General features: G+C 49.5%; 14 protein-coding genes. 10 read left to right on the forward strand and 4 right to left on the reverse strand.

Translation table 11 applies throughout. The features are described from left to right. The first annotated feature begins 140 nt into the window (after window positions 1-140). Window positions 141-1,082 carry an arginine deiminase-related protein gene (locus tag QL234_RS21615; protein ID WP_281559841.1) on the forward strand — a complete coding sequence of 314 codons (942 nt, stop codon included), beginning with the start codon at window positions 141-143 and terminating at the stop codon, window positions 1,080-1,082. A 129-nt stretch (window positions 1,083-1,211) separates the two neighbouring features. Here QL234_RS21615 and QL234_RS21620 read toward each other — a convergent pair whose 3' ends face one another. Together QL234_RS21620 and metJ are read right to left on the reverse strand one after the other, a co-directional pair. Beyond that, window positions 1,212-1,973, reverse strand: coding sequence for a PEP-CTERM sorting domain-containing protein (locus tag QL234_RS21620; RefSeq protein ID WP_281559842.1), 762 nt, complete (start codon window positions 1,971-1,973; stop codon window positions 1,212-1,214). 494 nt (window positions 1,974-2,467) lie between these two features. Continuing rightward, on the reverse strand, window positions 2,468-2,797 hold the full coding sequence (metJ, locus tag QL234_RS21625; protein WP_281559843.1) for a met regulon transcriptional regulator MetJ: 330 nt from the start codon (window positions 2,795-2,797) through the stop codon (window positions 2,468-2,470). 168 nt (window positions 2,798-2,965) lie between these two features. Here metJ and metB point away from each other — a divergent pair, with 168 nt between their 5' ends. The 4 genes from metB to QL234_RS21645 all read left to right on the forward strand — a co-directional run bounded on the left by metB (window position 2,966) and on the right by QL234_RS21645 (window position 9,292). Beyond that, window positions 2,966-4,267 carry a cystathionine gamma-synthase gene (gene metB / locus QL234_RS21630; RefSeq protein WP_281559844.1) on the forward strand — a complete coding sequence of 434 codons (1,302 nt, stop codon included), beginning with the start codon at window positions 2,966-2,968 and terminating at the stop codon, window positions 4,265-4,267. Window positions 4,268-4,271: 4 nt separating this feature from the next. Then, on the forward strand, window positions 4,272-6,728 hold the full coding sequence (gene metL / locus QL234_RS21635; protein ID WP_281559845.1) for a bifunctional aspartate kinase/homoserine dehydrogenase II: 2,457 nt from the start codon (window positions 4,272-4,274) through the stop codon (window positions 6,726-6,728). Further along, window positions 6,728-7,615, forward strand: a complete 888-nt coding sequence (metF, locus tag QL234_RS21640; protein WP_281559846.1) for a methylenetetrahydrofolate reductase — start codon at window positions 6,728-6,730, stop codon at window positions 7,613-7,615. The genes metL and metF overlap by 1 nt, the downstream gene beginning before the upstream one ends. Window positions 7,616-7,828: 213 nt before the next feature. After that, on the forward strand, window positions 7,829-9,292 hold the full coding sequence (locus tag QL234_RS21645) for a hypothetical protein (RefSeq protein WP_281559847.1): 1,464 nt from the start codon (window positions 7,829-7,831) through the stop codon (window positions 9,290-9,292). Between the two features lie 43 nt (window positions 9,293-9,335). Here QL234_RS21645 and argE read toward each other — a convergent pair whose 3' ends face one another. Continuing rightward, entirely contained in the window at window positions 9,336-10,484 is a 1,149-nt protein-coding gene (argE, locus tag QL234_RS21650; RefSeq protein ID WP_348650728.1) for an acetylornithine deacetylase, read from the reverse strand. A 262-nt stretch (window positions 10,485-10,746) separates the two neighbouring features. Here argE and argC point away from each other — a divergent pair, with 262 nt between their 5' ends. From argC to argH, 5 genes are all read left to right on the forward strand, one after another. Continuing rightward, a complete protein-coding gene (argC, locus tag QL234_RS21655) occupies window positions 10,747-11,847 on the forward strand; it encodes an N-acetyl-gamma-glutamyl-phosphate reductase (RefSeq protein ID WP_281559848.1) in 1,101 nt (366 codons plus the stop codon). A gap of 13 nt (window positions 11,848-11,860) precedes the next feature. Next, a complete protein-coding gene (gene argB / locus QL234_RS21660) occupies window positions 11,861-12,658 on the forward strand; it encodes an acetylglutamate kinase (protein WP_281559849.1) in 798 nt (265 codons plus the stop codon). A gap of 67 nt (window positions 12,659-12,725) precedes the next feature. After that, window positions 12,726-13,646, forward strand: a complete 921-nt coding sequence (locus tag QL234_RS21665; protein ID WP_281559850.1) for an ornithine carbamoyltransferase — start codon at window positions 12,726-12,728, stop codon at window positions 13,644-13,646. Window positions 13,647-13,726: 80 nt separating this feature from the next. Further along, on the forward strand, window positions 13,727-14,968 hold the full coding sequence (locus tag QL234_RS21670; protein ID WP_281559851.1) for an argininosuccinate synthase: 1,242 nt from the start codon (window positions 13,727-13,729) through the stop codon (window positions 14,966-14,968). A gap of 1 nt (window position 14,969) precedes the next feature. Continuing rightward, window positions 14,970-16,844 carry an argininosuccinate lyase gene (gene argH, locus QL234_RS21675; protein ID WP_281559888.1) on the forward strand — a complete coding sequence of 625 codons (1,875 nt, stop codon included), beginning with the start codon at window positions 14,970-14,972 and terminating at the stop codon, window positions 16,842-16,844. A gap of 78 nt (window positions 16,845-16,922) precedes the next feature. Here the strand turns inward: argH and QL234_RS21680 are convergent, their stop codons facing one another. Beyond that, window positions 16,923-19,505 carry a penicillin-binding protein 1A gene (locus QL234_RS21680; protein WP_281559852.1) on the reverse strand — a complete coding sequence of 861 codons (2,583 nt, stop codon included), beginning with the start codon at window positions 19,503-19,505 and terminating at the stop codon, window positions 16,923-16,925. Between the last annotated feature and the right edge of the window lie 42 nt (window positions 19,506-19,547).

Consider the following 19,547-nt stretch of genomic DNA (forward strand, 5'->3'; position numbering starts at 1 on the left):
TTATTCGGTGTGCTCACTTTGCTAATTCTTTAAGCAATTTAATCGCATTCTTGCACTAAATTTTAGTTTTCTTTTTCTTCATAATTTCCCCAGATAAACATTTTCCAGAAATTACTTATTAGCTCCAGGAGTCAGCCAAGATGAAAAATTACCATCAGGCACCGGCGGCCGTGGTCATGATCCGCCCCCATCATTTTTGTCCTAACCCACAAACGGCGGCAGATAATGCCTTTCAAAAAAGTCACCAGGCCCTCACCGGTGGTGATATTAAAAGCAAAGCCCTGGCGCAGGTGGATACCGCCGCTGAAATCCTGACCCGGCACGGGGTTAAGGTGATTTTATTTGATGATGAAACCAGAACCACGCCGGATTCCGTGTTCCCCAACAACTGGTTCACTACCCATGAAAACGGATCTGTGGGCATTTATCCCATGTATTGTGAAAACCGTCGCCAGGAAAGAAGGGATGATGTCCTGGCCCTGCTTGGCAGGGAATACCGGGTCAGGCAAACTTTTAATTATGCTCGTTTTGAAAACCAGGGACTTTTCCTGGAAGGTACGGGAGCCATGGTGCTGGATCATGTTAACCGTATTGCCTATGCGGTGAAGTCGAAACGCATGAGTGACTGGCTGCTTAATCATTTTTGCCGGGATTTTAATTATCAGGCAGTGGCTTTTCATGCCAGGGATGAAAACAATGTCGATGTTTATCACACCAATGTTTTAATGTGTATCGGCACCGGCTTTGTCATGATAGGCGCTGGGCTGATCAAAGATGAGGGTGAACGCCGTCGGGTGATGCAGCATTTACAACTGGGGGGCAGGGAGGTGATAGAGCTGACTTTGGCTCAGATCAGACAATTTGCCGGTAATGCACTGGAGCTGGCGACTGCACAGGGTAATATCTTGGCAATATCGCAAACGGCTTTTAACTCTCTAAACCCAGAGCAGATAAACACGATTGAAAAATACGTAAAAATTGTGCCGCTGGATGTCTCCACCATTGAGCTGGCGGGAGGTTCTATTCGATGCATGCTGGCGGGCATACATTTACCGCGAAAAAGTGAATCCCTGGCCGGGTAAAGTCAGCGGCACTTAGTGGGAAATGAGACTCCTCTTTAACTTATACCTTCTGTATATAGAAAAGGCATCCCGTTTGGGATGCCTTTTAAGTGGGGCTTATCTATTTATTACTTATATAAGTATAAGGTTTTATTTTTTAAAGCGGCGGGCACCGATACCCATCAGGCTTAAGGCAAAAATTGCCAAAGTAGAAGGCTCAGGTACGGTACCGCAATTTTCGGTACAGGTATCTTCTTCGAAACCGCTGTATCTTACGGTTGCCTGAGACATGTTATAAAAACCGAAGCTACCGGCCTGGTTGTTTAAACCGGAAATGCTGAAAATTTGCTCGTTGACGAAATCACCGCCGTTGATGCCGATATTGATTTCGGTATCGGTATAACCCAGGGTGAATTCGTAAACGGTATTATCTGCCCAGCCGCGGTCGTTGCCATAATCTGTATCTAAAACGGTAATACCTGTACCGTTATGACCCCATAAACCGTTCAAAGACGTCACATCGGCACCGGCAGAAATTTTAGATAAGGTAAAACCTTCATAACCTACCTGGCCGTTAACGGTTTGCGTGCCCTGTTTCCAGTCAAACAGGTAGAAGTCGTCCAGGCCGTTGTAGCCGAACACAAAACCGACAAAGTCATCGTCACTGGAGGTTTCTACACCAAAAGAGCCGGTAAACTCTTTATTGATAAAAGATTCCGGGCTAACAAAAAAGGTAGGGTTACCATTGATAGACTGTACGACCGAAGAGCCGTCAGGGGCAACGGTCCAGTTACCGTTGCCGGCATTGCCCTGCTGAGACCAGGAGTTTAAGTCGATAGCGCCTGCATGGGCCAGAGTACTGGCAGAAAGGATAAGGCCGGCTACAGCAGTTTTTAAGAAGTTAGATTTCATGTGATATTCCTTTATATCTTTTGTTATTTGGTGTCGTGCCTGACAGCTCACTAAGCAACTTGGTTACTGAACTCTATAAAGCGATTCCTATGCCAAAATATAAAAAATGAATAAAATCAATCTCTTGCTCGTGTTGTGTTTATGAGTGATTAAATTAATGTAAAGATATTTGACAATATGTTAATCGTGTACTAGCGAAGTGAATGGTCACTGAAGCTTATCAATGGCATTTGTGTTTCGAGCTGGTTACTTTGCCATTTTCATTCAGGGAAAGTGTTGGCGCATGGGCGAGTTTAAAACCGGTAAATGCTATTTCTCTAGGTTCTGTTTTGATAGGTGAGGTCAGCAATTACTAAGAGTATGCATCCTGCATTCATGGTATACATTACATCCCTGTAAATAAAAAGGCGCAAAATGCGCCTTTAACTTGTTTAATACCTGTCAGCTATTTCTCTGCTAAATCATTAAGCAAAGCACTGCAATTGTATCGGATATTATTCTTCTTCTGCTTCGTAAACACTGAAATCGGTAATACCTTTTGCTTCAAGTGCTTTTCTTACGCTTGCCGGTAATTTCTCATTATTATCTTTGGCTAAGTCAGCATCGTCCGGCAAGGGTTGTCCGGTAAAGGCATGCAAAAAAGCTTCACATAATAGTTCACTATTAGTCGCATGACGTAAGTTGTTGACTTGTCTACGGGTTCTTTCATCCGTTAATACTTTTAAAACACGCAAGGGGATAGAAACAGTGATTTTCTTCACCTGCTCGCTTTTTTTCCCATGCTCGGCGTATGGATTAATGTATTCGGCATTCCACTCTGCCATCGACTTACCTCATATTCTAAATTTCCCAGGGTAAATTGTACTGGTTGTGGGCTGTGAGTCAACATCCGAATGTGTAGAGGTTTAGACGGCTAAAAAGATCTTGACCCCAACAATCTAAACGTTTAGAGTTTTAGACGTCCAAACATCCAAATGTAAATCGAGAGTGAAATGGCTAATAACAAAACAGCAACAATTGCCGTCAGGGCAGGTATAAATAATGATAAGCATCATGGTGCTGTGGTTGCGCCAATTCACTTATCCAGTACATATTCGTTAACCGGCTTTAATGAAAAGCGTGAATTTGACTATTCCCGTACCGGCAACCCTACCCGTGCTACTTTTGCCGAGGCGGTGGCCGAGCTGGAGCAGGGCGCCCATGGCATAGTCACCAGTACCGGTATGTCTTCGGTGCATTTATTGTGTCAGCTATTGGCTGTGGATGATCTCGTGGTGATCCCTCATGACTGTTATGGCGGCAGTTATCGTTTATTCAGCCACCTGGCGAAAAGGGGGCTGTTTAAATTAGTTGTAGTGGATCAAAACGACAGTGATGCCCTTGAGCAAGCCTTGGCGCAAAAACCTAAACTGGTCTTGATCGAAACCCCGAGCAACCCTTTGCTCAGGATCGTAGACATTAAAGCGGTAACCGAAGCAAGCCACAGAGCGGGCGCCCTGGTGGCGGTCGACAATACTTTCTTATCCCCCGTGTTGCAGCAACCATTATTACTGGGGGCGGATATAGTTTTTCATTCCACTACGAAATATATCAATGGTCACAGCGATGTTGTCGGCGGGGTATTAGTCACTAAGGATAAGGAGCTCGGAGAGCAGCTGGCCTGGTGGGCGAACTGTATCGGCATTACCGGCTCAGCTTTTGACAGCTATTTGAGTTTACGCGGCCTGAAAACCCTGCCGATCAGAATGAAGCAACATCAAAGCAATGCCGATGCCGTGGCCAAGTTTTTAGCCGGACACCCGGCGGTTGAGCAGGTGTATTACCCCGGCCTGGCGGATCACCCCGGCCATGCTATTGCCTGCAAACAGCAAAAGTCTTTTGGTGCCATGCTCAGTTTTGAAGTTAAAGGCGGTGTCGAAGCCGTTAAAAGCCTGTTTGACAATTTATCCCTGTTTACCCTGGCCCAGTCCTTAGGCGGTGTGGAGAGTTTAATCAGCCATCCTTCAACCATGACCCATGCCGGAATGGAGCTTGAAGCCCAGTTAGTGGCGGGGATCAGCCAGTCGCTGGTGCGTATTTCCGTGGGTATAGAAGATATCGACGACATTATTAACGATCTTGATGCCGGTTTAACTGCCAGCCAGTCAGGGCTCGATAATACTGGTCCTGAAAAAAAGCTTACTGACAAGGCATCTGCTGCAAGCAACTCAGAGCCAAGCCTGAGGGTTGTGGCAGATAATGATCAGCAAACAAAACCTTTTAGTTTTAATCCTGCACTGGCGAGCTTGTGGTAAAAAAATGACTCAGATAAATACTCTTGAGCAAGTTGATTTTGCTCAAAATAACTTAGAAAAACACAGCGTTAATGTTCATAAATTCGGTGGCAGCAGTTTAGCAACGCCCGAGTGCATCGAGCGGGTGATCTCTATTATCCGTCAGCATTGCCAGCTGAATGACATTATAGTGGTTTCTGCGAATGGAAAAACCACAGATCTGCTCTTGTCCCTGCATCAGCTGGCCCTTGGCGGTGAGTTATTGGACACCTCGCTGGCTTTGCTGAAAGAGCAGCAAAGCGCGTTGATTTTTGCTTTATTAAATGCCGACAATGCCGGTCGCCTGGCGGGAGAATTAGAGCAGGACATCAATCAGCTGGTTGCCTGGTTAAGTGATGATCCGCTTGCCTTTGAAAGCGATATTCTCGCCTTGGGGGAAGTGTGGTCAGCCCGGCTATTATCAGCATTATTAAATGAGCGTATCTGCAGCAGCTATTACCTTGATGCCCGGGATTTTCTGGTAATCAATAATGCCCGGGAATGCCGGGTCGATAATCCGGTAAGCCAAGCCAATTTAGCAAACAGCCGCCAAGGACAAAAACTGGCGGTGATCACCGGGTTTATCTGCAAGGATCAGGCGGGCAACTCTTGTACTTTGGGCCGAAACGGCAGTGATTATTCGGCAACTATTTTTGCCTCTTTATTAGCGGCGAAAAATGTCACCCTGTGGACGGATGTTGATGGCATCTACAGCGCCGACCCCAGGGTGGTGCCTTCTGCCCGTAAATTGCACCGCTTACCCAACGCGGTAGCACGGGAGTTAGGACGTCTGGGCAATCCGGTTCTGCATAAGAAAACGTTGCAGCCGCTAACCGATAATTTCAGCGGTAGCAGCAGTCATTTACATGTTGCCAGCAGTTTTGATGTGAAAGCGGCGGCAACGGAAATCGGTGAATTTGGCCAGATTGCCCGCCAGGAATTGTCGGTTACCCACCTTAATGATCTGCTCCTGGTCAGCTGTGAAGCCCTCAAAGGTAGTGTGGCGGCTGATGTTATTGCTGAACTTTCACCTGTCTATAGTGATGAAAAGCAGGGGCAATTGGTGATCTTAGCCTCACAGCAACAAGCCTTAACCAATGCTTTGGCTATGCTTGGCGCTGAAGTGATTTTCACCCCGGTGAGTTTAATTGCTGCCGTGGGTTATCAGGTAGCCTTACGCCTGGATATCTATGGCCGCTTTAAGCGTGCCCTGAAAAATGACCGGGTGCTGCGCTTTGTTAATTCTAAGCAAGAGCACAGCATTATCGCCCTCCTGCCCCAGGAAACCACACCTGAATTATTAAACAAGGTTCATCACGAAATTGTTAAAGATGCCCGTCATCTTGGCCTGGTGGTTGCCGGTTTAGGCAATATCGGCCAGCGCTTTCTTGAGCTGCTGCCGGCTCAGTTAGCCCGGGTGCCTGCGCTGGAAAACGTACATCTGGTGGGCCTGGTCAGTTCTAAAAAAGCGCTGATCCATACTGACGGTCTGGATGTCAGCTCGGCGTTGACCGATTTCAGCGAGCAAGCCACAGACTATACTAATCAAGACTTGGTGAGCTGGCTTAAGCACCACCCTTATGACGAGATGATCCTGGTGGATATTACCCCGAGTGAAGCTTTTAGTTTTCTTTATGATGAATTTTTTGACTTAGGCATTCATGTGATCGGCGCTAATAAGTGGGCGGCCTCTGCCAGCACGGACACTTACCGGACGTTAAAAAATAAGGCCGGGAAAAGCGGTAGTTTATGGCTGGGTAATACCACAGTCGGTGCCGGTTTGCCGGTGAACTATGCCCTTGATGATCTGATCAACAGCGGCGACCAGATCACGGAAATTTCCGGAGTATTCTCCGGCACCTTGTCCTGGTTATTTGAACATTATGATGCACAGAAGCCTTTTTCTGTGTTGTTAAAAGAAGCCCTGGCACAGGGGATCACTGAGCCGGACCCCAGGGAAGATCTTTCCGGTCGGGATGTGCAACGCAAGTTATTGATTCTGGCCCGTGCCGCGGGTTTTGAATTATCGCTCGAAGATATCGATTGTCAGAACCTGGTGCCGGAATCATTGCAAGGGCTGAGTACAGAGGCATTTTTGCAACAAGCGGAGCTACTCGACGGTTATTTCGAGCAGCAATATCAGCAGGCAAAAGAACAGCAAGCCTGTATCCGTTATATTGCCAGGTTCTCACTTGAGCAGGGCAAGGTAAAAGCCGGGGTCTCCCTGGAGGTTTTAGCGCGCGATGATGCGTTTGCCAACCTGACCCCCTGCGACAATATTTTTCAAATCAAAAGCCACTGGTATCAGGACAATCCTTTGATCATCCGCGGCCCGGGAGCCGGGCGGGATGTTACCGCAGGGGGATTACATTCAGATCTGGTAAAAGCCTGCCAGCAACTGGTGAATAAACAACATCAAGTAACACTTAAGGGGATAAACTAATGGGCTATAGCCACGCCAGACAAGTTGAGTCGTTAAACCGCAGTTTAAGTGAGATCAGCAAAGACATTCAGGTATCGTTTGAATTTTTTCCGCCTAATTCCCCTGAGATGGAAACCACGTTATGGAATTCAATCGAACGCCTGGCGCCGTTAAAGCCCAGCTTTGTCTCCGTGACCTATGGTGCCGGCAGCGGTACCCGGGATCGTACCCATGATGTGATCAAACGCATACAAAAAGATACCGCCTTGATTGCCGCTCCGCATTTGACCTGTATTGATGCCGGTAAGGAAGAGCTGGTACAAATCGCCAAAGATTACTGGCAAAGCGGTGTTCGCCATATTGTCGCGCTGCGCGGCGATTTGCCCAACAGCAGTGAAAAGCCGAGCATGTATGCCAGCGATCTGGTGGAGCTGTTAAAGTCGGTGGCAGATTTTGATATTTCCGTTGCCGCCTACCCGGAAGGTCATCCGGAAGCGCCAAACCCGCAATTTGATTTATTGAATTTAAAGCGTAAGGTGGAATCGGGCGCCAACCGGGCTATCAGCCAGTTCTTCTTTGATATCGAGTCTTATCTGCGTTTTCGCGACCGCTGTGTGACCGTGGGCATAGATGTGGAAATTATCCCGGGTATTTTACCCGTGACTAACTATAAAATGCTGGAACGTTTTGCCGGCTTAACCAATGTCCATGTGCCCAGCTGGATGCCGAAAATGTACGAAGGGCTTGATGGCGATGAAACCACCAGGCGTTTGGTCGGGGCCAATATTGCCATGGAGCAGGTTAAAGTATTAAATAAGGAAGGAGTAAAAAACTTCCATTTTTATACCTTAAACCGGGCGGAACTTACCTATGCCATTTGTCATACTTTAGGCATACGTCCCGAATAAATTACCCGCGTTAGCGCCTGATCCTCACTGCCACTTACAGCTGAGATCTGGCGCTGAAAACCCGCTTAAAACGCCTGAAGCGGGCATTTTTCTGCCTTTGCCGCCGTTTTGCCGTTAACGAGGGATCTCCTTGTTTATTGGTGAAAAATTAACTAGCATTACTAGTACCTTTTTCTGCCGTGCCGGGATAAATGCAATAATAAAGTGGCTAATGTGACCAGTGAAACCAATTTTACCCAGCAGGTACGCGCTTTAATTGGGCGCACCTATGGTCGCAGCCAGCTAAAAGATTCTTTCCTCGAGCGGGCAATCGCTTATTTTGAAGTGAAGGCGGAACAAACCGCTAAAGCGGACAAGTATCAGCAGCAGCTGGAGGAGATAAAAGCCAAGATTGAGGAGGGCAGCGGCAAAGAAAGCGCAGCTTTGCAGCAAAAGCTGCATAAGCTGGAAAGGGAGCAGCGAAACTTCCAGCTGCAGCTCAGGATCGAGCGTAATGAGCGCAATGAAAATCTGCTTGAAACCTGCCATAAGCTACTCGCTTTGTGTGAAGCGGAGGATATCGAGGAAACCAACCGGAAATCTGCCCAGTTTCTCGGCACGCTGCAGTTAATCAGTCCCACCGAAGGGAAAAAAATCGCCCAGATAAACGAACAGCATAAGGCTTTGTATAAAGCGGTATTGGCTTTGCGCCTGCTAGACAGGTTATGCATGGACAAGATTGTTGCCGAGCCTTATATCAGTCAGTACCTGACCGATATTCCTCCGGAGCAATATGCCGAATACCATGAGCTGGATCCGAAAAATTATAAGGTCTATATCCAGCAAGTAAAAATTCCGGTGATCATGGCGGCTCTGATCCAGGATATCGGCCATTATCACCCGGATGCCCAGCAGATTATTTACGGCGAGGACGGTAAGCTTGATCCCAGTCGCACTCTGGGTGTGGAGTCACGTAAGGCGCTGTTACAAATCAGTTACCGGGAAACTATAGATTACCTGGTACACGGCATCGGCCTGACCCAGTATATTGGCAACTCAAAAGTAGAGCGGGATAAATTTAACCAGGCCGAGCACAAGAAAATATTTTTTATCAAACATTTGCTGAAAACCAGTATCAATCCGTTAAAAGGTATAGGCAACCTGCTGAAAGTACCGCAAATTTATACTTCTATTATTTTATCCACCAAGGCCAAGTATAACTATAAACTCTTGCCTAAGGCTTACCAGGCCCTGAATCAAAATGCCGAACGCGGCACCTGCAGCCAGGCGGTGGTGGACAGCTTATACCGCATTACCGGCATGTACCCCCAGGGGTTTGGCATTACCTATATTCCCCGGGACAGTGACGGCAAAGCCCTGGACAGGTATGAATATGCCATAGTCAACCGTTTATACCCGGAAAATCCTGAACAGCCCTTGTGCCGGGCAGCGACCCGGCAACTGAGCTTTATCAGCCGCGGACTGGATATTATCGTCAAGTGTGAAGACAACCTGTACTTGTCGGCGGTGGCCAGCAACCTGGCTACCATGAGTAAAAAAAGGCTGATGGAGATCCTGGAATTGCTGGCCTCTAACTATAAGGAAAGGGAGAACCTGGAACTTATCCCCCGTTGCTGGCATGCCGGTGAATTCTTCTCTATCAAGGAAAATCAAAAGCTGTGGAATAAGGCCCAGTAATCAGCGCTTTATTTGACCGCTCCCCGGCCGTTAATGACTAGCCCTAAAGGCAATAATGTTGGATCATTTTCATCAGCAACTTTTCGGTTTTAGTGATCTGATCAAATGCCAAATATTCATCTCCCTGATGCGCCTGCTTTATTGAACCCGGCCCCAGGACTATGGTCTGGCAGCCCAGTTGCTGAATATAGGGGGCTTCGGTGGCATAGTTTACCGCACAGCATTGATGGCCGCTGATTTCTTCCGCCAGGCTGATGAGATCGCTGGGTTTTTGCTGCTCGAAGCTGGGAGAGCTGGGATGTAATTCCTGGATATTAATACGTCCCGGGTAGCGCTCGGCCAGTTCTTTCAGGCTATCATTGAGCCAGTGGATCAGTTCGTCATCGCTGATACCCGGCAGGGAGCGCAGATCTAAATCTAAAGAGCAGAAGCCGCAGATCCGGTTGGCGTTATCGCCGCCTTGTATCGCCCCCAGATTCAGGGTGGGGGCAGGCACATCAAAGGCGTCGTTATGGTAATTTTGCTCTAAGGTGTCTTTTAAGCTTATCAGGCGGCCGATCACCTGATAGATGATTTCAATGGCATTAACCCCCAATGCCGGCTGGCTGGAATGTCCCGACTGCCCCTGTACCGTGATGCGGTGCGACATATGACCCTTGTGCATCACCACGGGCACTAAACTGGTGGGTTCGCCGATAATGGCGACATCGGGTTTGATCAACTGGCTTTGGGCAAAAAAACGCGCCCCGGCCATAGTGGTTTCTTCATCGGCGGTGGCCAGGACATATAAAGGCTTTTGTAGTTTTTTGGCATCAAGTTGACGGCTGGCCTGGAGAATAAAGGCAAAAAAGCCTTTCATATCACAGGTGCCCAGGCCATAGAATTTATCGTTTTTACTGGTCAGGCTCAGGGGATCGGAATGCCAGCGGTCTTCATCAAAAGGTACGGTATCACTGTGTCCCGCCAATAATAACCCGCCTTCGCCGCTGCCAAGTTTTGCCAGCATATTATATTTATTATTGCTGTGGGGCACAGGCTGTATTTGAATGCTAAACCCCAGCTGTTCAAACCAAGTGGCAAGTAGTTGGATAATATCAAGATTTCCCTGATCCCAACTGCTTTGTGTCGAGCTGATGGAAGGGCTGGCGATCAGTTGTTTCAGAGAGTCGGTAAAATCAGGTAAATTTTTCATAATATATTTATGCTAAAAAGTTGCATATCTAGTCATTGGGTGTTAGATTCTCCCTACAGTGTAAATAACCTTGCCGGATAAGGCTACGGAAATATAAAAATGTCTACAACTATACGACGATAAAGCTTTTGTAACTTGTATGAACCAGATTGAAGCCGGGTTTATACCAGGTTTTATTTTAGGTTTTGTATTTTATATAAACAGATTTGTTGATCGAGTGTTATTTTTAGTTGCATAGAATTGCATTTTTTTCGGAGTGAATATGAAGGTTGCGGTTATTGGCGCCAGTGGTTATGTCGGCGCCGAGTTAATTGGCTTGCTTTGCCAACACGATAATATTTCCATCCAGCACTTGCTGGTTTCAGAGAACAGTGCTTCCTCTGGGAAAACTTTCGCCGCCTTGCATGGGCGGTGGCAGGGGATCTGCGATTTACCCCTGCAGTCTTTTTCTCAAACCTGGTTTGATACTTTTATATCAGATAAGCAGGACAATGATGCAGAGCATGCCCTGGATGCGGTGTTCTTTGCGACTCCCCATGAGTTCAGTGCCTTATGGGCCGGTGCTTTTGTTGAGGCCGGTATTAAGGTGTTTGATCTCTCCGGCGGCTTCCGTTTAAAGGAGCTGGCGGATTATCCCCAATATTACGGTTTCGAACATCAGGACATCAATACCCTGAGTCTGGCCCATTACGGGCTGGCGGAATGGCAGCATGAGCAGATTGCCGGTGCCGATCTGGTGGCGGTACCCGGTTGTTATCCCACGGCCAGCCTGCTGGCATTAAAACCCGTGATCAGCAATAAGCTGCAGCTGGAAAATTCTCTGGTGGTGGTTAACGGTATCAGTGGCGTCAGCGGGGCCGGCAGAACCGCTTCCCTGGCCAGCAATTTTAATGAAGTCAGCCTGATGCCCTACAATATTTTAAAGCACAGACATCAGCCGGAAATCAGTCAGGAAGCCGGTGTTGAGGTGATTTTTAATCCCCACCTGGCGCCCTATAAACGGGGTTTGCTTGCTACCGTGACTTTGCAGTTAAAAACCGGGGTAAGCGCTGCGCAAGTCGATGCAGCTTTTACTCATGCCTACCAGGATAAAGCCTTGATCAGGCTGCTGGATGCCTGGCCAAAAATCGATAATGTCGCCCATACGCCTTTTGCCGATCTCCACTGGCAATACGATGAAAAAAAACAGGTTCTGGTGGTTTCCTGCGCCATAGACAACCTGCTTAAGGGGGCGGCGGCTCAGGCACTGCAGTGCGCCAATATATCCATGGGCTTGCCTGATCATTATGGCTTGTTGCCGCAAACATTTGTCGGATCAAGCGATGATTACAGCCTGGTCTCTCATGCACCAAGCACTAAGTGACAGGGGACGGGACGTGAAAAAGTTAACAACTAATCTTAATAAAAAGCCACTGGTGATTAAAATCGGCGGCGCTATCTTAAACCAGGCCAGCGCCTTACAGGCGCTGCTGCAGGTTATCAGTCAGCTTAAAGATCAGGCGGTGGTGCTGGTGCACGGCGGCGGCTGTGTGGTGGATGAGATGCTTGAGCAATCGGGCTTTACCACAGAGAAAAAAAACGGTCTGCGTATTACCCCTAAGGCCCAGATCCCGGTGATCAGCGGGGCGCTGGCTGGTAATGTCAATAAATCCATCGTTGCGGCCGCAGCCAAATTAAATATCCCGGCGGTGGGTTTGTCCCTGTGCGATGGCGATATGGTGGCCTGTCAGCTGGCGGATACCGAACTAGGCGCTGTAGGTAAGCCAAGTCCCCACAGCAGTAAACTACTCGACAGTTTAGTGTCCGGCCATTTTCTGCCGGTAATAGCTTCTATCGGTGCACTCGATAATGGCGAGCTGGTCAATGTTAATGCCGATGATGCCGCGGTGGTGATTTGTCAGCTGCTTAATGCCGAGCTTTTGCTGTTAACGGATGTTAACGGCGTTAAAGATGCACAAAACCAGTACCTGGAAACCCTGAATTCCCGTCAGGCCAGTCAGTTGATCCAGCAGGGGGTGATCGCCGGCGGTATGACCGCCAAAGTGAATGCCGCCCTGAAGGCCGCTAACCAGTTACGACGAAGCATCGCGGTTGCCAGCTGGCAATCGCCGGAGCAGATCCTCCGTTTGCTCAATGGTGATGGCGTAGGCACCCGCATTCAGCCGGATAGCTAACCCTTAGCTTCTCCCCCTTAAAAAACAGAATTTTTAGATACTTAGTGCCGTCAGGCAGGAATATATTATGTCGTTAAAACACTTTTTAGCTGATGATCAGCTAAACCAGGCTCAGCTGCAATCGCTTATTACTTTAGCCTTGAAAATGAAACAAAACCCGGCGGATTACCAGCATTTGTTAGCCGGAAAATCCGTGGTGATGTTATTCGAGAAACCTTCCCTGAGAACCCATATCAGTTTTGATATCGGTATCCAGAAACTTGGCGGTCATGCCCTATATATCGGCCAGCAAAACGGCCAGTTGGGCGAGCGTGAGCGGGTATCGGATGTCGCTAAAAATCTTGCCTGCTGGTCTGATGCCATAGTGGCCCGGGTATTTAAGCACCAGGTGTTGCAAGAGTTGGCGGCACATGCTGGTAAACCTGTGATCAATGCCTTATGCGATTTATATCATCCCTGCCAGGCGCTGGCGGACTTCGTCACCTTAACGGAAAATTTTGCTGATCTGTCCCAGGTAAAACTGGCCTATGTCGGTGACGGCAATAATGTCTCTAATTCATTGATGTTGATGGCCGCTACTTTAGGGGTTGATTTTACCCTGGTATGCCCGACCGGCTTTGGTCCTCAGGCCGAGATGTTCAATAAGGCCAAAGAAATCGCCCAGGCCTCAGGCAGTCAATTATCGCTTACTTCAGATGTCGAGGCGCTTGGTCAGCAAGATGCCATCTATACCGATACCTGGGTATCTATGGGAGATGAAACCAAGGTGGAAGATATCCTGGCAACTTTTGCGGCCTATCAGGTGAATCACGAATTAATGAACAGCGCCGGGGCGAAAGTGGTGATGCACTGCCAGCCGGCCCATTTGGGCCAGGAAATCACCGCTGAGCTGTTTGACAGTGAGTTGTCGGTGGCAACCTCCCAGGCGGAAAACCGCATGTGGGCACAAAATGCCGTATTGGCAACCCTGCTGGCGGAGCCGGTATAAGAGCGGGTTTAGCATCAACAAAATTTATAGGTTTTTATCTGCCTTTTATCAGGCAAAGTTTCAAGAATTGGGTGAGTAAGATGAGTTTACAAACAGAGCAGAAAGTTAAAAAAGTAGTATTGGCATATTCCGGCGGTCTGGATACCTCGGCCATTATCCCTTGGCTAAAAGAAAATTATCACGGCTGTGAGGTGGTGGCCTTTTGCGCCGATGTCGGTCAGGGAGAAGAGGAATTAGAAGGCATAGTGGAAAAAGCCATCGCCTCCGGCGCCAGCGAGTGTCACGTGGTGGACTTAAAGGAAGAGTTTGTTAAGGACTATATTTACCCGATCGTTAAAACCGGCGCCGTTTATGAAGGCCAGTACCTGCTGGGGACTTCCATGGCCCGTCCGGTGATTGCCAAGGCCCATGTCGAAGTGGCGCTGAAAGTGGGGGCGGATGCCCTGTGTCACGGCTGTACCGGTAAAGGTAATGATCAGGTGCGTTTTGAGTCCTGTTTTGCCGCATTGGCGCCACAGCTGAAAGTGATCGCCCCGTGGCGGGAGTGGGATATGCTCTCCCGTGAAGATCTGCTGGCTTACTTAGCCGAACGTGATATTCCCTGCTCGGCATCATTGACGAAAATCTACAGCCGGGATGCCAATGCCTGGCATATCTCCCACGAAGGTGGTGAGCTTGAAGATCCCTGGTGTGAGCCGTCAAAAGAAGTCTGGACCATGACGGTAGATCCGCTGGAAGCGCCGGATACGCCGGAAAATGTCATGTTAAGTTTTGAGCAGGGGCAACTGGTGGCGGTGGATGGCCAGACACTGACTCCTTATCAGGCGCTGATGTATCTAAACGACAAGGCTGCCGCCCACGGGGTTGGCCGTATCGATATTGTTGAAAACCGCCTGGTGGGCATGAAATCCCGTGGCTGTTATGAAACCCCGGGTGGCACTGTGCTGATGGCGGCCTATAAAGGGCTGGAAACCCTGATTCTGGATAAAGAATCGTTAAAATTCAGGGAATCTGTAGCGCTGGAATTCTCCCATGTGATTTACGATGGCCGCTGGTTTACGCCACTGGCGAAAGCCCAGCTGGCGGCAGCAAACTCATTGTCGGATAAAGTGACCGGCGATGTTGTGGTTAAGCTCTTTAAAGGGCAGGCGGTAGTGAGCCAGCGTCGTTCGCCTTATTCCCTGTATTCCGAGGAGTTTGCCACTTTCGGTGCCGATGACGTCTACGATCAAAAACATGCCGAAGGCTTTATCCGTTTGTTCAGCTTATCCAGCCGGATAGCGGCGTTACATGAAAAAGATACAACAGGCGGGGAGAAGTAATATGGCCTTATGGGGTGGACGGTTTAAAACCGCGAGTAGTGATATTTTCAAGGAATTTAATGATTCACTGCCATTTGATCATGTATTGGTACAACAGGATATCCAGGGTTCTATCGGCTGGTCGAAAGCGATACAGCAGGCGGGTGTACTTACCCTGGAAGAGCAGCAGCAGATGGAGCAGGCGCTGCTGGACTTATCCGCAAAAGTGGCCGCCGGCGAAAGTGATATTTTAGCCTCCGGCGCCGAAGACGTGCACAGCTGGGTGGAAGCCGAGCTTACCGCACAGCTTGGCGATATCGCCAGAAAATTGCATACCGGTCGTAGCCGTAACGACCAGGTGGCCACAGATCTCAGGTTATGGAGCCGTGAGCAGGTCGACATATTGATTGCTGCCTTAAATACCTGTCAGCAACAACTCTTGACCCTGGCGGAAAACAACCAGGAGCATATCTTGCCCGGTTACACCCATTTGCAGCGGGCGCAACCTATCCGCTTTGCCCATTGGTGTCTGGCGTATATTGAAATGTTCAAGCGTGACAGCAGCCGCTTAACGGATGCCCGTAAACGCATGAATCAGTGTCCGCTCGGCAGCGGCGCGCTGGCGGGGACCACCTATGACATCGACCGCTATGAGCTGGCGCAGTCGCTGGGCTTTGACGGCCCTTGTGTAAACAGTTTGGATGCGGTTTCCGACCGGGATTTTGTGCTGGAGATTTTATTTGCCGCCAGTGCCAGCATGATGCATTTATCCCGGTTTGCCGAAGATTTGATCTTTTTCAATTCCGGGGAAGCGAACTTTATTACCTTAGGAGATCAGGTCACCTCCGGCTCATCCCTGATGCCGCAAAAGAAAAACCCGGATGCGCTGGAGTTGATCCGGGGTAAATGCGGTCGGGTTTATGGTGCCTTGCAGGGGCTTTTGGTGACCCTCAAAGGTTTGCCCATGGCCTATAACAAAGATCTGCAGGAAGATAAGGAAGGATTATTTGAAACCGTTGGCCAATGGCATTCCTGCCTGGTGATGGCGGGAGAAGTGATCAATTCTATTGAGATCAACAGCGCCCGTTGCCAGAAAGCGGCGCGGGAAGGTTATGCCAATGCTACTGAGCTGGCGGATTACCTGGTCGATAAAGGGGTGCCTTTTAGGACGGCTCATGAAATTTCAGGCCAGGTGGTGCTTTATGCCATTAAGCAGCAGGAGCCGATTGAAAGCCTGCGCCTGGATGAACTTAAACAGTTTTCACCGCTGATTGAGCAGGATGTTTATCCTGTGCTGGAGCTGGAGTATCTGGTGGATAAGCGTAATATCCTCGGCGGCACCGGCAAGAAACCGGTCAGCAATATTATTGCCCAGTACCGTCATAACCTGGGCACCTCGGATTACCTGGTGCGGGATGCGAAACTCACCGATCTGCGCGCCATCAGCAAGCTGGTGGACTATTGGGCGGCGAAAGAGGAAAACTTGCCGCGGGCGGAAGATGAGCTGATCAAATCCATCCGTGACTTTGCCGTGATCGAAGTCAACGGCCAGGTATGCGGCTGCGCTGCTTTGTACATTTACAGTACCGGCCTGGCGGAAGTGCGCTCGTTAGGGGTCTCCATCAATTACCAGGGTAAAGGTTACGGTAAGGCGCTGGTGGAGCATTTGCTGGAGCGGGCGAAAACCCTGGCATTAAGCAAGTTGCTGGTATTAACCCGCAAACCGGAATTTTTTGCCCGGTTAGGTTTTGAACCGGGCAATAAAGAGCATTTGCCGGAAAAAGTTATGAAAGACTGTGACTTATGTCATCGCCAGGATAATTGTGATGAAACCGCCTTGTTATATAACTTAAACAACGGCCATCCTTTGGCTATTCAGGTCACTCAGGTGAATTAAGCTATTTTCCCGGCTGTAAGGCAGGTATTGTTAACAAGTGTTAACTACCTGCCTTTTTTATATCAGGCGAATAAGGGATCAGAATAACTCTTCTTCCAGCTCTTCTTCTTCGTTACCGTCGAGGATCTCCCGGCTTTTATCCAAAGTGACATATTCCTGAGGGGCGGTGCCGTTTTCAAAATATTCAAACAAACTGGTTTTATCGGCTTTGCTGCTCAGTTTGCCGGTCGCCTTGTCTATCCTGACGGAAACGACATTTTCCGGCGGCAGGAAAGGTTCAACTTCAAGGTCTTTTAACGCCGTATCCATGTAGGTGATCCAGGCGGGTTGGGCCGATTTGGCGCCGGCTTCGATGCCGTAAACCTGGCTTTTACCCAGGTTTTTGTTATAGGCGGTTCTGCCCAGGTTCCTGGTATGATCATCAAAACCTATCCAGGAAGTGGTCACCAGGCGACGGCTATAGCCGGAGAACCAGGCATCTTTGGATTCGTTGGTGGTGCCTGTCTTCCCGGCGATATCACGGCGCTTGAGCTTCTTCGCCCTGAACCCCGTGCCTTGCCAGCCAGGTTTAGTGGACCAGTCATATCCCCAAATGGCGCTGTTGAGGGCTTCCGTCATCAAAAAGGCATTTTGCTCGCTGATCACCCGCTCGGCCTGGTTCAGGGGGGGAGCCAGGTTATCGGCGGATAAAGAGTCTACCTCTAATTCGCTGTTATCCGATGCTAACGTTTCTTCGCTGGCTCGGGTGGCGGCGCTCAGGCTGTCCATGGTGTCACTGGCCTGACAGGGATCGCAGGCCAGTGCCGGATTTGCCTGAAAAACAATATTGCCGAATGAGTCTTCGATACGGTCGATCAGGTAAGGCTGGATCAGGAAGCCGCCGTTGGCAAAGGTAGCAAAACCGCTGACCACTTCCAGCGGTGTCAGTGAGGCAGACCCCAGCGCCAGGGTTTCGTTTCTCGGCAGTTCATCCGGCACAAAACCAAATAAAGAAAGGTGATCGACAATTTTTCCTAAGCCGACTTCCCTGAGCAGGCGCACCGAGATCACGTTTTTAGACTGGGCCAGAGCCAGGCGGATACGGATCGGGCCGACATAGGTTGGCGGGGAATTTTTCGGGCGCCAGACCACGCCTGAGCTTCTGTCCCATTGGTTAATGGGGGCGTCATTGATGATAGAGGCCAGGGTAAAGCCGTTTTCCAGTGCGGCGGAGTAGATAAAAGGTTTAATATTCGAGCCTACCTGGCGTTTTGCCTGGGTGACCCGGTTAAACTGGCTCTGCTTAAAGCTGAAACCGCCGACGGCGGCTTTAATGGCGCCGTCGTCCGGGGAAATCGATACTAACGCGCCACTCACCTGCGGGATCTGGCTTAAGACATAGCTGTTATCCGCTTGCTTGACCACCCAGATAACATCGCCGTAATTAAGAATATCTGCGGCGGTTTCTGGCGCCGGTCCCTGTTTCTGATCGCTGATAAATTCCCGGGCCCAGGAAAGTCCCGGCCAGTCTATGATGGCCTGCTGCTCATCTTTAAGGGTAATGGCGACCGACTGCTCAGACACTTCGGTCACTATGGCAGGTATTAACGATTGATAACCTTCTATATTAAGCGCCTGGCTGATTTCTTCCTGCGTCAGCGGATTGAGGTATTCGCCGCTGACGGCATCTTTTTGGTTGTTGCTTTCATTCTTGAGGGAACGGATCACGCCGCGATAGCCATGCCTTAGGTCATAGGCCATCAGGTTGCCGGTCAGAGCGTTTTGTGCCGCGCTTTGCAGTTTGGACGGGACTGTGGTGAAGACCTTGTAGCCGCCGGTATAAGCCTGCTCCCTGCCGTAGCGCTGCAGCATTTCCTGGTGCGCCATTTCCGCCAGGTAGGGGGCGTTTAATTCGATTTCCGCGCCGTGGCGTTTGCCGGTGATCGGTGCCGCCATCGCCTCTTGATACTGTGCCGGACTGATATAATTTTTCGCCAGCATGCGCTGTAGTACCACGCTGCGGCGCGCCTTGGCCCGCTTCGGCGAGCGGATGGGGTTCAAGGTGGACGGCGCCTTGGGCAGACCGGCCAGTACCGCGATCTGCGCCAGGGTTAATTCCTGTACTTCTTTGCCGTAATATACCTGGGCGGCGGCGCCGAAACCGTAAGATCTGTGACCCAGGGGAATTTTATTCATATAAAGGGCAAGAATTTCGTCCTTGGTCAGCAGGTTTTCGATATGAAAAGAAATAAAGATTTCTCTTAATTTGCGCACATAAGTGACTTCCCGGGTCAGGAAGAAGTTACGGGCTACCTGCATGGTAATGGTACTGCCGCCGCCTTTGTTCTGGCCGATGATCTGGCCGATCACCGCCCGGGTCAGGCCGACGGGATCTATGCCGAAGTGCTGGTAAAATCTGTCGTCTTCCGTGGCCAGTATGGCATCGATCAGTTGCTGCGGCATCTGCTCCAGCGCCAGGGGGATACGTTTTTTCTCGCCAAACTGGGACATGAGTTTGCCGTCGTTGCTGTAGATCTGCATCGGGGTTTGCCATTGCAGATTCTTTAATGACTCGACACTGGGCAGATCGTCACGCATAGTTAAATACAGGGTGATCAAGGCGATCACCCCCAGCAAGGCCAATAGCAGGCCAAATTTCATCACTTTTTTAAAAGTCAGCACAATTACAGACGCCCAAGTTTTTGCAGCAAAATATTCATGGCT

It is taken from the genome of Thalassomonas sp. RHCl1, assembly GCF_947387555.1.
Lineage (GTDB): Bacteria > Pseudomonadota > Gammaproteobacteria > Enterobacterales > Alteromonadaceae > Thalassomonas.